The sequence below is a fragment of the Amycolatopsis methanolica 239 genome, from assembly GCF_000739085.1.
Taxonomy (GTDB): domain Bacteria; phylum Actinomycetota; class Actinomycetes; order Mycobacteriales; family Pseudonocardiaceae; genus Amycolatopsis_E; species Amycolatopsis_E methanolica.
In genome coordinates, this window is the sequence record NZ_CP009110.1 from 3700062 (window position 1) to 3712917 (window position 12856).

Annotated in this window: 14 protein-coding genes and 1 pseudogene; 12 read left to right on the plus strand and 3 right to left on the minus strand. The window is 72.4% G+C overall.

All coding sequences use genetic code 11. The annotated features are described in order from the left end of the window. The first annotated feature begins 177 nt into the window (after positions 1–177). Together AMETH_RS17965 and AMETH_RS17970 are read left to right on the plus strand one after the other, a co-directional pair. Entirely contained in the window at positions 178–531 is a 354-nt protein-coding gene (locus AMETH_RS17965; RefSeq protein WP_017982509.1) for an amidohydrolase family protein, read from the plus strand. Between the two features lie 24 nt (positions 532–555). After that, entirely contained in the window at positions 556–1200 is a 645-nt protein-coding gene (locus AMETH_RS17970) for a DNA alkylation repair protein (protein ID WP_038533187.1), read from the plus strand. A gap of 72 nt (positions 1201–1272) precedes the next feature. On the opposite strand, the gene AMETH_RS17975 is transcribed toward AMETH_RS17970, so the two are convergent. After that, positions 1273–1875, minus strand: coding sequence for a LysR substrate-binding domain-containing protein (locus tag AMETH_RS17975; RefSeq protein WP_017982511.1), 603 nt, complete (start codon positions 1873–1875; stop codon positions 1273–1275). A 41-nt stretch (positions 1876–1916) separates the two neighbouring features. Between AMETH_RS17975 and AMETH_RS36945 the strand changes: the two genes are divergently transcribed. The 5 genes and pseudogenes from AMETH_RS36945 (at position 1917) to AMETH_RS17995 (ending at position 5383) form a co-directional block, all read left to right on the plus strand. Continuing rightward, the gene (locus AMETH_RS36945) at positions 1917–2123 is read left to right on the plus strand and encodes a hypothetical protein (RefSeq protein ID WP_017982512.1); all 207 of its coding nucleotides are present in this window, start codon (positions 1917–1919) and stop codon (positions 2121–2123) included. An 11-nt stretch (positions 2124–2134) separates the two neighbouring features. Beyond that, positions 2135–3589: pseudogene (locus AMETH_RS17980) on the plus strand (DNA polymerase domain-containing protein). Between the two features lie 42 nt (positions 3590–3631). Further along, the gene (locus AMETH_RS17985) at positions 3632–4312 is read left to right on the plus strand and encodes a DUF1345 domain-containing protein (RefSeq protein ID WP_017982515.1); all 681 of its coding nucleotides are present in this window, start codon (positions 3632–3634) and stop codon (positions 4310–4312) included. A 52-nt stretch (positions 4313–4364) separates the two neighbouring features. Further along, positions 4365–4700, plus strand: coding sequence for an L-rhamnose mutarotase (locus tag AMETH_RS17990; RefSeq protein WP_017982516.1), 336 nt, complete (start codon positions 4365–4367; stop codon positions 4698–4700). Positions 4701–4705: 5 nt separating this feature from the next. Then, on the plus strand, positions 4706–5383 hold the full coding sequence (locus AMETH_RS17995; RefSeq protein ID WP_017982517.1) for a FadR/GntR family transcriptional regulator: 678 nt from the start codon (positions 4706–4708) through the stop codon (positions 5381–5383). 85 nt (positions 5384–5468) lie between these two features. On the opposite strand, the gene AMETH_RS18000 is transcribed toward AMETH_RS17995, so the two are convergent. Beyond that, entirely contained in the window at positions 5469–6203 is a 735-nt protein-coding gene (locus tag AMETH_RS18000) for an SDR family NAD(P)-dependent oxidoreductase (protein ID WP_017982518.1), read from the minus strand. Further along, positions 6203–7060, minus strand: coding sequence for a fumarylacetoacetate hydrolase family protein (locus AMETH_RS18005; protein WP_017982519.1), 858 nt, complete (start codon positions 7058–7060; stop codon positions 6203–6205). Before AMETH_RS18005 ends, AMETH_RS18000 begins: the two co-directional genes overlap by 1 nt. 149 nt (positions 7061–7209) lie before the next feature. On the opposite strand from AMETH_RS18005, the gene AMETH_RS18010 reads away from it, so the two are divergent. The 5 genes from AMETH_RS18010 to AMETH_RS18030 are packed head-to-tail and all read left to right on the plus strand — an operon-like array spanning position 7210 to position 12838. Beyond that, positions 7210–8487, plus strand: coding sequence for an L-fuconate dehydratase (locus AMETH_RS18010; RefSeq protein ID WP_017982520.1), 1278 nt, complete (start codon positions 7210–7212; stop codon positions 8485–8487). Next, on the plus strand, positions 8480–9427 hold the full coding sequence (locus AMETH_RS18015; RefSeq protein WP_017982521.1) for an aldo/keto reductase: 948 nt from the start codon (positions 8480–8482) through the stop codon (positions 9425–9427). Before AMETH_RS18010 ends, AMETH_RS18015 begins: the two co-directional genes overlap by 8 nt. After that, the gene (locus AMETH_RS18020) at positions 9424–10272 is read left to right on the plus strand and encodes an amidohydrolase family protein (RefSeq protein WP_017982522.1); all 849 of its coding nucleotides are present in this window, start codon (positions 9424–9426) and stop codon (positions 10270–10272) included. Before AMETH_RS18015 ends, AMETH_RS18020 begins: the two co-directional genes overlap by 4 nt. Continuing rightward, positions 10269–11846, plus strand: a complete 1578-nt coding sequence (locus AMETH_RS18025) for a sugar ABC transporter ATP-binding protein (RefSeq protein ID WP_017982523.1) — start codon at positions 10269–10271, stop codon at positions 11844–11846. Before AMETH_RS18020 ends, AMETH_RS18025 begins: the two co-directional genes overlap by 4 nt. Next, positions 11843–12838, plus strand: a complete 996-nt coding sequence (locus AMETH_RS18030) for an ABC transporter permease (protein ID WP_017982524.1) — start codon at positions 11843–11845, stop codon at positions 12836–12838. The genes AMETH_RS18025 and AMETH_RS18030 overlap by 4 nt, the downstream gene beginning before the upstream one ends. The last annotated feature ends 18 nt before the right edge of the window (positions 12839–12856 follow it).

Sequence of the window (12856 nt, forward strand, 5' to 3'; positions counted from 1 at the left end):
TGGCGAACTTCCAGTGCCCGTCGACCAGAGCCGCGCTCGGTGGCGGCGGCGCGCTGCATCGGGAACAACGCGCCGGCGAAGGCCACGTCCGGCCCGTCGCGATACAGCTCGGCCCGGGTGTCCAGCGGCAGCGCGGCCAGGTAGATCTGCGCGGAGCCGAAGCTCGCGACCCAGCCGGTGGAACCGTCGACCACCGAGATCCGCTCGATGGTGGACTGGCCGGTGGTGCCCTCGCCGGACCCGTGGCCGGGCATCCAGGGACTGGTGACACGAGCCGACCCGACAGGCACGCATCCCGGCCAGCTGTGGCCGGCGCAGGCGCTCACCCTCGACGAGGCCCTGCACGCCTACACGCTGGGCGCGGCGCGCGCGATGGGCGTCGACGACGTCACCGGTTCGCTGGCGGCGGGCAAGTCGGCCGATTTCGTGGTGCTCGACCGCGATCCGTTCGCCGTGCCCGCCGACCAGCTGGCCGGCACGCGCGCCGAGCAGACGTGGTTCGCCGGCCGTCAGGTGTACCAGCGCCGGTAGGCTGACGTCGTGGTGGCAGAGCTGATGGCGGAACTGGCCGCGCTGGAGGACCCGAAGGCGCGGGCGGTCAACGAGAAGCACGGTGACGACCACGGGGTGAACCTCGGCAAGCTGCGCGCCATCGCCAAGCGGCTGAAGACGCAGCACGGCCTGGCGCGCGAGCTGTGGGCGACGGGCGACACCGCCGCGCGGCTGCTGGCGCTGCTGATCTGCCGCCCGAAGGCGTTCGAGCGCGCCGAGCTGGACACGATGCTGCGCGAGGCGCGGGCGCCGAAGGTGCACGACTGGCTCGTGAACTACGTGGTGAAGAAGAGCCCGCACGCGGAGGACCTGCGGGTGGCCTGGCTCGCCGACGCGGACCCGGTCGTCGCGAGCGCCGGGTGGGCGCTGACGACCGACCGCGTCGCGAAGCGGACCGAGGGGCTCGACCTGGGGAAGCTGCTGGACGTCATCGAGGCGGAGATGAAGGACGCCCCGGACCGCCTGCAGTGGGCCATGAACCACTGCCTGGCGCAGATCGGGATCTCCCACGCGGAGCACCGGGACCGGGCGATCGGCATCGGCGAGCGCCTGGAGGTGCTCAAGGACTACCCCACCCCGCCGAACTGCACGTCCCCCTACGCACCGGTGTGGATCACCGAAATGGTGCGACGGCAGGCGACTGGGTGACCAGAAGGCGATAGCGACGGCACCAGCCGCCCGGTGTCGCGCGCACTCGGTGAGTCACCCGAAACCCCACCTTCACCCGGCGATCGGCGCCGGCACCAACCGCTCCAGCTCTGCCAGCGCTGCGGCCACGGCCGGGTGGGTGCGCCCGCCGGGCCGGGTCACCGTCAGGATCTTCCGCCGGGGCTCGTCCGCGCACGCCAGCCGGACCACGGGGGCGGTCTCCGGGACCCGGGCCAGCCGGGGCACCAGCGCGACGCCCAGGCCGTGCGCCACCAGCGCGATCGTCGCCTCCCAGTTGACCGCGTCGTGGGCGACCGGTGGGGTGAAACCGGCCGCGCCGCAGGCGGAGAGCACGTGGGTGCGGCACGTGCACGGCGCGCCGGGCACGATCCACGGCTCGTCCGCGGCCTCGGCGAGCTCCACCCGCTCCCGGGCCGCGAGCCGGTGGCTCGCCGGGACCAGCAGGTCGAACGGGTCGTCCAGCAGCGGCCGCTGGTCGAACCGGGCCCGGTCGCGGGGCGGCTCGTCCGGTTGGGCCTCCACCACCGCCAGGTCCGCGTCGCCGTTGAACAGCAGGTCGAAGCAGTCCGCGGCCTCGGCCTCGCTGATCCGCGGGGTCAGCCGCGGGTGGCGGGCGGCGAGCGCGGCGGCGGCCGGGGCGAGCAGCGCGCTCACCGCGCCCGGGAACCCGGCCAGCCGCAGCGCGGCTGTCCGGCATGGCCCAGTGCGGCGGCTACCTCCTCGCCGCCACCGGCCCGCTGGCGTTCGGCCTGCTGCACACCGCCACCGGCGGCTGGCACGCCTCGATCTGGCTGCTGCTCCTGCTGGGCGCGCCCGAGCTGGTGTGCGGGCTGGCCGCCGCACGGCCCGGCCTGCTGCGGCCGGCGGAGCCGGTGGTCACCTCCGCCGCGCCGCTGTCCTGATCGCGGCGCGCATGGTGCGGACCTCCGCCTCGTTCCTGGTGCCGGTGCTCGCCAGCTGGGCGGTGCCGAAGGGGCCGACGCTGGACCCCGGGGTGCGGCAGCTCGCCGTGCACGTCGAGGACCATCCGCTCGAATACGCCGACTTCGAGGGCGTCATCCCGGAGGGCCAGTACGGCGGCGGCGACGTCATCGTGTGGGACCGGGGCACCTGGGAGCCCGCCGACGGCGCCGACCCGGCCCGGGCGATCGACGACGGGGAGCTGCACTTCGACCTGCGCGGCGAGAAGCTCGCCGGCCGGTTCGCCCTCGTCCGCACCGCCCGCCGGGGCAAGGAGCAGTGGCTGCTGATCCACAAGCACGACGAGGACGCCCGGCCCGGCTGGGACCCCGAGGAGCTGCCCCGGTCGGTCAAGTCCGGCCGCACCAACGACGAGGTCGCCGCCGCGCCGGAGGCGATGTGGCGAAGCGGCGTGCCCGCCGCCGAGGCCGAGGTACCCCTCGTTCCACAGTGGACTCCTCCGTCGGACGACGAGCTCGCCGCGCTGGACGACCTGGGCAGGTCCGGCACCTGGACGATCGCGGGGCGCCGCCTCAAACTCACCAACCTGGACAAGGTGCGGTTCCCCGGCGCGGGCGGCGAACCGCCGGTGACCAAACGGGAACTCATCCGCTACAGCGCGCAGATCGCCACGCACATGTTGCCCCACCTCGCCGGCCGGCCGGTCAACGCGCACCGCTACCCCGACGGCGTGGACCGGCCCGGCTTCTGGCACAAGGAGGTGCCCAGCCACGCCCCGGAGTGGCTCAACCGCTGGCACAACACCGAAGCCGACCCCGGCGAGACCCAGTGCTACGCGGTGCTGGACAGCGTGCCCGCCCTGGTGTGGATGGCCAGTTTCGGCGGCGTCGAGCTGCACCCGTGGACCTCGCGGCTGCCCGACGTCCACCAGCCCACCTGGGCGCTGATCGACATCGACCCGGGCACCACCACCGGCTTCGACGACATCGTCGAGCTCGCCCGCCTCTACCGCACCGCGCTGGAGCACCTGGACCTGCGCGGCATGCCCAAGGTCACCGGGCAGCGCGGCATCCAGATCTGGGTGCCGGTCGCCCCCGGCCACACCTTCACCGACACCCGCAAGTGGGTCGAGACCCTGTCCCGGGTCGTCGGCCGCGTGCTGCCGGACCTGGTCAGCTGACGGTGGCACAAGAGCGAGCGCGGCGGTCTGGCCCGCCTCGACTACACCCAGAACGCGATCAACAAGACTCTGGTCGCCCCGTTCAGCCCCCGTCCGGCGCCCGGCGCGCCGGTGTCGGTCCCCATCACCTGGGACGAGCTCGACGACCCGGCCCTGCGCGCGGACCGCTGGACCGTCCGCACCGTCCTCGACCGGGTCGCCGAGGCGGGCGACCCGCTCGCGCCGCTTATCGGCCTGCCGCAGCAGCTGCCCGAACTCGAAAGCTGATCCTGCCCCGGCCACGCCCGGCCGGTGGAGGATGATCCGCGCATGACTTCGCACGACAGCGGCGAACCGCCGGCGTGGCGGCGCGCCACCGCCGGGGCGCAGCGGTGGCCCGCCGCGGTCACGATCGCCGCGGTGATCGGTGTCCAGGTGCTCCTCCCCGACCGCCTGGTGATCCAGCCGAGCTGGTTGCTGCCGGGGTTGTCGGCGCTGCTGTTGCTGACGCTGGTGGCGCTGGGCCCCGGCCGGGCGGCCGGCGACCACCGGCACGCGCGCAAGGTGGCGTTGTCCCTGCTGCTCGTGGTGAGCGCGGGCAACGCCGGCTCGGCGGTCCTGCTGGTCGGCCACATCCTCAACGGCTCGATCGGCGACCAGGCGGGGCCGCTGCTCGCCGCCGGGGCGGGCGTCTACCTCACCAACGTCGTGGTGTTCTCGCTGTGGTATTGGGAGTTCGACCGCGGCGGCCCGGCCGCACGGGCGGCGGGCACCCAGGAGTACCCGGACCTGCTGTTCCCCCAGATGACCAGCCCCGGGCTCGCGCCGCGCGACTGGGAACCGGCCTATGTGGACTACCTGTACCTGGCCTTCACCAACGCGACCGCGTTCAGCCCGACCGACGTGCTGCCGCTGAAGCCGTGGGCGAAACTCACCATGCTGGCGCAGTCGGTGGTCTCCCTCGTGCTGGTGGTGCTGGTCGTCGCACGGGCCGTGAACATCCTCCACTGATCCGCGAAAGATCCGATGTATCCTGCGTCTACGTCGTGGACAAGGAGCGGGTATGCCGGAGATCGCGCTGCACACGGAGCTGAAGCCGGGCTCGGAGCTGGACTACGAGGCCGTGCACCGGTCCATCCCCTCCGATGTGGCGGCCGCACTCGTCGGCAGTGGCGTCCGCAACTGGCGCATCTGGCGCGACGGCACGCACCTGTTCCACCTCGTCGAGGTCGAGGACTACCGGCGGATGCGGCACGCGCTGCGGGACCACCCGGCCAACGTCCGCTGGCAGGAGACCGTCGGGCCGCTGCACGCCACGCCGGACGACTACTCCGGCGCCGACGACGGGCTGCCGCTGGTGTGGAGCCTCGCCGGGCAGCTGGCCGGGAAGGAACGCTGAGCGGCATGTCCGTCACCGACGACGCCATCGAGGCGATCAAGCAGATGATCGTGGACGGCGAGCTGCGCCCCGGCGACCGCCTGCCCAGGGAGGCCGACCTCGCCGACCGGCTCGGCCTGTCACGCAACTCGCTGCGCGAGGCGGTGCGCGCGCTGTCGCTGATCCACGTGCTGGACGTGCGCCGCGGCGACGGGACGTACGTGACGAGCCTGGAGCCCTCGCTGCTGATGGACGCGATGGGTTTCGTGGTGGATTTCCACCGCGACGACACCGTGCTGCAGTTCCTGGAAGCCCGCCGCGTCATCGAACCCGCGGTGACCGAGATGGCGGCGCGGCACATGCCCGACTCCGACCTCGAGGACCTCGCGAAGCTGCTCGACTCGCTCGGCGACCGGCCCACGGTGGACCAGCTGGTGGAGAACGACCTGGAGTTCCACCGCCGCATCGCCGGTGGCTGCGGCAACTCCGTGCTGGCCTCGCTGCTGGAAAGCCTGTCCGGGCGCACGCAGCGGGCGCGGACGTGGCGGGGCATCACGCAGGAGGGCGTGACGGAGCGGACGCTCGCCGAGCACCGCGCCATCCTGCACGCGCTGGCCGCCCGGCAACCCGACGTGGCCCGCGCCGCCGCGACGGTCCACATCGCCGGCGTGGAGCAGTGGCTACGCCAGACCCTGGTCGAGTAGCGGCCCATCGGGCTGTTCGGCGTGAACCGCGCCGTGGACGATCGGCGGCCCGTCGCGGTTCTGCGTGAGCCGTGAGAAGGCGCGCTCAGCGCGGCCGCAGCCGCAGGTCCTGCATCCCGCCGTCCACGGCCACGCCCACCCCGGCCGTCGACGTCGCCAGCGGGCTCGCCAGGTAGACCACCGCGTGCGCCACCTCCGCCGGCGACACGAGCCGCCCGTGGGGTTGCCGCGCCTGCAGCGCCGCTCGCTCCGCCTCGGGGTCGTCCGCCCGCTCCAGCAGCCGCCCGATCCACGGCGTGTCTGCCGTGCCGGGATGCACGCAGTTGACCCGGATCCCCTCCCGCAGGTGGTCGGCGGCCATCGCCCGCGTCAACGCCGCCACCGCGCCCTTCGACGCGCTGTACAACGCGCGCTGCGGCAGCCCGGCCGTCGCAGCGATCGAGCCGACGTTCACGATCGCCGCAGCGCGGGACCGGCGCAGGTGCGGCAGCGCCGCCCGGCTCACCCGCACCATCCCGAGCAGGTTCACGTCCAGCACCCGCAGCCACTCCGCGTCGTCGTTGTCGGCGACTGTGCCCTGCGCCCCGATGCCCGCGTTGTTGACCACGATGTCCAGCCCGCCGAAGCGGTCCACCACGGCGGAAATGCCCTGCCGCACCGACTCGTCGTCGGTGACGTCGACCCGCACGCCGTCGTCGACCTCGGTCAGGTCCAGCGCCGCCACCCGCGCGCCACGCTCGCGCAGCGCCGCCACGATCGCGGCCCCGATCCCCGACGCCCCACCGGTGACCGCGGCGACCAGCCCGTCGAACTCGCCCATCACGCCACCTCCGCCGCGACGAACTCCTGCCGCTGCCTGCCCAGGCCCTCGATCTCCAGCTCCACCACGTCCCCCGGCCGCAGGTAGGGGTACTTCCCGGACAGCGCGACGCCCTGCGGCGTGCCGGTCATGATCACGTCGCCCGGTTCCAGCGCCAGGTACCGGCTCAGGTGCCACACCAGGTGCTCGACCCCGAAGATCATGTCCGCGGTCGTGGAGTCCTGGCGCGGATCGCCGTTGACCCAGCTGCGCAACCGCAGCCCGGTGTGGTCCACCTCGTCCGGCGTCGCCAGCCACGGCCCGAGCGGGTTGAACCCGGGCGCGCACTTGCCCTTGCTCCACTGCCCGCCGGAATCGACGAGCTGGTACTCCCGCTCGGACACGTCGTTGCCGAGCACGAAACCGGCGACGTGCGCCAGGCTCTGCGACGGCGAGTCGAGGTACAGCGCCCGCTTGCCGATCACCACGCCGAGCTCCACCTCCCAGTCGGTGCGCTCGCTGCCGGGCGGGATCGTCACCGGGTCGTGCGGCCCGGCGAGCGTGTTCGGCGTCTTGAGGAACATGATCGGCACGTCCGGCGGCGCCGAGCCCGATTCGGCGGCGTGCTCGGCGTAGTTCATCCCGATGCAGATGATCGCGCCGGGCCGCGCGATCGGCGAGCCCACCCGCAGGGTGTCCGCGTCCGGCAGTTCCGGCAGCTCGCCGGCGTCCAGAGCGGCCCGGGCCGCCGCGATCCCGCCCCCGGCGAGGAACGCGCCGTCGACGTCGGCCGTCAGCCCGGTCAGGTCGTAGGTCGTGCCATCGGCGACGACAGCGGGTCGTTCCTGGCCGGCGGGACCGAGGCGGACGAGGTGCACGGTTCACTTCCTCACGGTATTGGTCGGGTCTCTTCATTGAGCTCGCCAAGATCCTAGGGCACCTTTCCGGCCCCGCGCGAGCCTTGACGGCGGAGACATCGGATCTCTATCGTCGGCGTCGTCACCGAGGCGTACAAGGGAGTGGGTCCGTGGCACGCATCGTCGCCCTGCACACGCACGACGTCCGGTTCCCGACGTCGCAGACGCTCGACGGTTCCGACGCCATGAACCCGGACCCGGACTACTCGGCCGCCTACCTGCGGCTGGTCACCGATGCCGGCGACGGCCTGGAGGGCCACGGGTTCGTCTTCACCATCGGCCGCGGCAACGACGTCCAGGTCGCCGCGCTTCGCACGCTGGAGGGCCACCTCCTCGGCCGCGACGTGGACGCCACGCTCGCGGACCTGGGCGGGTTGTGGCGCGAACTGGTCCACGATTCGCAGCTGCGCTGGCTCGGCCCCGAGAAGGGGATCATGCACATGGCCATCGGCGCGGCCGTCAACGCGCTGTGGGACCTGCGCGCCAAGCGGGAGGGCAAACCGTTGTGGCAGCTGCTGTCCTCGCTCACCCCGGAGGAGATCGTCGACCTGGTCGACTTCCGGTACCTGACCGACGCGCTGACCCGCGACGAGGCGCTGGAGATCCTCCGCGCGGCCCAGCCCGGCCGCGCCGAACGGGAAGCGCGGCTGGTCAGCGAGGGTTACCCCGCCTACACCACCACCCCCGGGTGGCTGGGCTACGACGACGACAAGCTCGCGCGCCTGTGCCGGGAAGCGGTCGAAGACGGCTTCCGCCAGATCAAGCTCAAGGTGGGCGCCGACCTCGACGAGGACCTGCGCCGCCTGCGGATCGCGCGCGAGGTGTGCGGCCCGGACGTGGGGATCGCGGTGGACGCCAACCAGCGCTGGGACGTCGGCGACGCGATCGCCTGGGTCGAGCGGCTGCGCCCGTTCGACCTCGCCTGGATCGAGGAGCCCACCAGTCCGGACGACATCCTCGGCCACGCCGCCATCGCCAAGGCGGTCGCGCCGATCCCGGTCGCCACCGGTGAGCACGGCGCCAACCGGGTGCTGTTCAAACAACTCCTGCAGGCCGGGGCGCTGTCGGTGCTGCAACTCGACGCCACCCGGGTGGCCGGGGTCAACGAGAACGTCGCGATCCTGTTGCTGGCCGCCAAGTTCGGTGTCCGGGTCTGCCCGCACGCCGGCGGCGTCGGCCTGTGCGAGGCGGTGCAGCACCTGGCGATGTTCGACTTCGTCGCCGTGTCCGGGACCACCGAGGACCGGATGATCGAGTTCGTCGACCACCTGCACGAGCACTTCGTCACCCCGGTCGACGTCCACAGTGGACGCTACTTCGCGCCGAAGGCCCCCGGGGCGGGCACCGAGATGCACGCGTCCTCGCTCGCGGAGTACGCCCATGGTTGAGGTGCCGGGCCCGTTCGCGCTCGGCGGCGCGAACCTGGGCAACCTGTACGCGCCGATGAGCGACGAGCAGGCGCACGCGGTGCTGGACGCCGCGTGGGACGCCGGGGTCCGGCACTTCGACACCGCCCCGCACTACGGGCTCGGCCTGTCCGAACGCCGCCTGGGCGCCTTCCTCGCGGGCAAGCCGCGCGCCGAGTTCGTGGTGTCCACCAAGGTCGGCCGGCTCCTGGTGCCGGATCCGGACGGCGCGAACCGGCTGGACGAGGCGAACCACTTCGCCGTGCCCGCCGACCACCGCCGGGTGTGGGACTTCTCCGCCGACGGGGTGCGGCGCAGCCTCGACGACTCGCTGGCCCGGCTCGGCCTGGACTCCGTCGACATCGTCTACCTGCACGACCCGGAGGAGCACGACCTCGGGCCCGCGCTGGCGTCCGGCCTGCCCGCGCTCGCCACCCTGCGCGACGAGGGCGTCGTCCAGGCGATCGGCGTCGGGTCGAAATCGGTCGCCGCGCTCGCCGCGGCGGCCCGCACCGGCACCGTCGACCTGCTGATGGTCGCGGGCCGGTTCACGCTGCTCGACCAGCCCGCGCTGGACGACGTGCTGCCCGAGTGCCACGCCCGGTCGATCGGCGTGGCGGTCGCGAGCGTGTTCAACTCGGGCCTGCTCGCCACGCCGGAGCCCGCCGGCCGCTACGAGTACGCCGCCGCTCCCCCGGACGTCCTCGACACCGCGCGGGAAATCGCCGCGATCTGCGCCGAGTTCGGCGTCGACCTCCCCACGGCCGCGCTGCACTTCCCGCTGCGGGACCCGGCGGTGCGCGCGGTGGTCGCCGGTGCGGCCACCCCGGAGGAAGTGCGGCAGAACGCCCGGCGGCTCGCGGCCGCCGTGCCCGCCGACCTGTGGACCACCCTGCGGGACAAGGGGCTGATCCGGACATGACCGAGCACGTCGTGGACACCCACCTGCACCTGTGGGACCTCACCGTCAGCGACTACGCGTGGCTGCCGCCCGGCAGCCCGCTGCACCAGACCTTCACCGCCGGACAGGCGCGGCGGGAACTGGACGCCGCCGGGATCGCCACGGCCGTCCTGGTCCAGGCGGAGGACTCCGAGGCCGACACCGAGTTCATGCTCGCCCAGGCCGACGCCCACGACTGGATCGCCGGCGTGGTCGGCTGGGTCCGCCTGGACGACCCGGAGACCGCGCGGCGCCGGCTCGACCGGTGGCAGCGGCACCCGGCGTTCCGCGGCGTGCGGCACCTGGTGCACGACGACCCGCGCGCGGACTTCCTCGACCTGCCGGCGGTGCGCCGCTCGCTGGCCCTGCTCGCCGAACGGGGCCTGCCGTTCGACGTCCCCGACGCCTGGCCGCGGCACCTGCGCCAGGTCGCCGACCTCGCGGCCGCCCTGCCGGAGCTGACGATCGTGGTCGACCACCTCGGCAAGCCACCCGCGGACCGGGCGGGGTTCCGCGACTGGCTCGCCACACTGCGCGCGGTGGCCGCGCGCCCGAACACGGTCGCGAAGATCTCCGGGCTGCAGCGACCCGGCGAGCCGCTGACCGTGGAGTCCGCGCGGCCCGCGGTCGAGGCGGCGTTCGAGCTGTTCGGGCCGGACCGGCTGATGTACGGCGGGGACTGGCCGATGACCGTCCCGCACGGCGGGTACGGCCGGGCCTGGGAGGTCCTGTCCGCGCTGATCGGCGAACTGCCCGCGCCGGGCCGGGCGCGGGTGCTGTCGGGGACCGCGAGCGCGGTCTACCGGGTGCCGGAGCGGGTGCGATGAGCGAGGTCGCGACGATGACGGAACCGTTGCTGGAAGTCGAAGGCGTGGACAAGAGCTTCCCCGGCGTCCGCGCGCTGTACGACATGCGGCTGGAGCTGCGCTCCGGCGAGGTGCTCGCGCTGGTCGGCGAGAACGGCGCGGGCAAGTCCACCCTGATGAAGCTGCTGTCCGGCATCCACACCGCCGACGCGGGCCGGTTCCGGCTGGGCGGCGAGCCCTACCAGCCCGCCGGGCCGCGGCACGCGCTGGAGCTGGGCATCAGCATCATCCACCAGGAGTTCAACCTGGTGCCGCACCTGACCGTGGCGCAGAACATCTTCATCGGCCGGGAACCGCGCCGCGGGCGGCTGCTGCTCGACGAGCGCAAGCTCAACGCCGACGCCGCCGAGCTGCTCGACCGGCTGCACCTGCGCCTGGATCCGCGGGCCGTGGTCGGCGAACTGACCGTGGCCAACCAGCAGATGGTGGAGATCGCCAAGGCGCTGTCCTACGACCCGCGCGTGCTGATCATGGACGAGCCCACCGCCGCGCTCAACGACGCCGAGGTCGAGACGCTGCACGAGCTGATCCGCCGGTTCGTACGGCCGGGAACCGGCGTCATCTACATCTCCCACCGCATGGAGGAGATCAAGCGCATCGCCGACCGGGTCACCGTGATTCGCGACGGCGAGTACATCGATACGCTCGACATCGCCACCGCGGCCACCTCGGACATCATCGCGCTGATGGTGGGCCGGGCGATCAACACCGAAGCCCGCCCGGAGGGGGTGCGCGCGGACCGCGACGTTGTGCTGCGGGTTGAGGGCCTGCGCACCCGGGACCTGCTCAAAGACGTGTCGTTCGACCTGCGCCAGGGCGAGATCGTCGGGTTCGCCGGGCTGATGGGCGCCGGCCGCACCGAGGTCGCGCGGGCGCTGGTCGGCGCGGACAAGGCCGAGGCCGGCACGGTCACCCTGCACGGCAAGCAGGTCCGCATCGGCACCCCGGCCGACGCCGCCAAGCTCGGCATCGGCTACCTGTCCGAGGACCGCAAGCGGTTCGGCCTCCTGCTCGACCAGGACGTCAAGGCCAACATCGCGTTGTCCGCGCTGCGGGACCAGTTCACCAGGGCCGGGTTCGTGCGCGACGGCGCGCTGCGCGCCACCGCCGATCGCTACATCGGCGCGCTGCGGATCAAGACCCCGTCGCTCGACCAGACCACGAAGAACCTCTCCGGCGGCAACCAGCAGAAGGTCGTCATCGCCAAGTGGCTGGCCAAGGACTGCGACGTGCTCATCTTCGACGAGCCGACGCGCGGCATCGACGTCGGCGCGAAGGAGGAGATCTACCAGTTGCTGCGGGAACTCACCGGGCAGGGCAAGTCGATCATCATGATCTCCTCGGAGCTCCCGGAGATCCTGCGCATGTCCCACCGCGTCGTGGTGATGAGCGAAGGCCGCGTGACCCGCGTGCTCGACTCCACCGAGGCGACCCAGGAGAACATCATGCACTACGCCACCCTGCGGCCGGACGAAAACCCGGCCGACGCCGCCGAGCTCGGTCTCGCCCCCGAAGAGAAGGCAGGTCGGTCATGACCACGGTGAAGGCTCCGGTGACGGAGCGGCAGCGGGCCGGCGGAGTGACCGGCGCGATCAGGAGCAGGCTGCAACAGCTGCTGGCGTTCGCCAGCCTCATCGTGATCTACGCGTTCTTCTCGATCGTCAGCCCGTTCTTCTTCTCCTACGGCAACTTCATCGCGATCCTGTTCTCCACGGTGGTGATCGGGACGCTCGCGATCGGCACGACGTTCGTCATCATCACCGGCGGCATCGACCTGTCCATCGGTACCGGCATGGCGTTGTGCGCGGTGATGTCCGGCGTGTTCATCGTGAACTCCGGACTGCCGCTGGGGATCGGCGTGCCGCTGGCGATCCTGTTCGGCGGGCTGATGGGGCTGGTCAACGGGATCAACGTGGCGCTGCTGAAGATCCCGCCGTTCATCGCGACGCTGGCGATGATGCTGGTCGCCGAGGGGCTGGCGCTGGTGCTGTCGCACAGCACGCCGATCTACTTCAGCGACTCGCCCGGCTACATCGAGATCTCGGCGGGCAACCTCATCCCGAACGTGCCCAACGCGGTGCTGATCCTCGCCGCGATCGCGATCATCGCCGGGGTGCTGCTGACCAAGACGGTGCTCGGCCGCTACACCTACTCGATCGGCAGCAACGAGGAAGCGACGGCGCTGTCCGGCATCGACGTCCGCAAGTGGAAGGTCGGGATCTACGCGTTCGCCGGGCTGTTCACCGGCCTGGCCGGCGTGATGATCTCCGCCCGGCTCGGTTCGGCGCAGCCGGCGACCGGCATGGGGTACGAGCTGCAGGCCATCGCCGCCGTGGTGATCGGCGGGACCTCGCTGTCCGGCGGCAAGGGGTCGATCATCGGCACCCTGATCGGCGCGCTGATCATCTCGGTGCTCAACAACGGGCTGCAGATCATGTCGATCCCGCAAGAGTGGCAGAACGTCATCCTCGGCTGCGTGATCCTGGTGGCCGTCTACACCGACCGGATCCGGAAACGGGAAGCCTGAGAGAACAAAGGAGTTCTT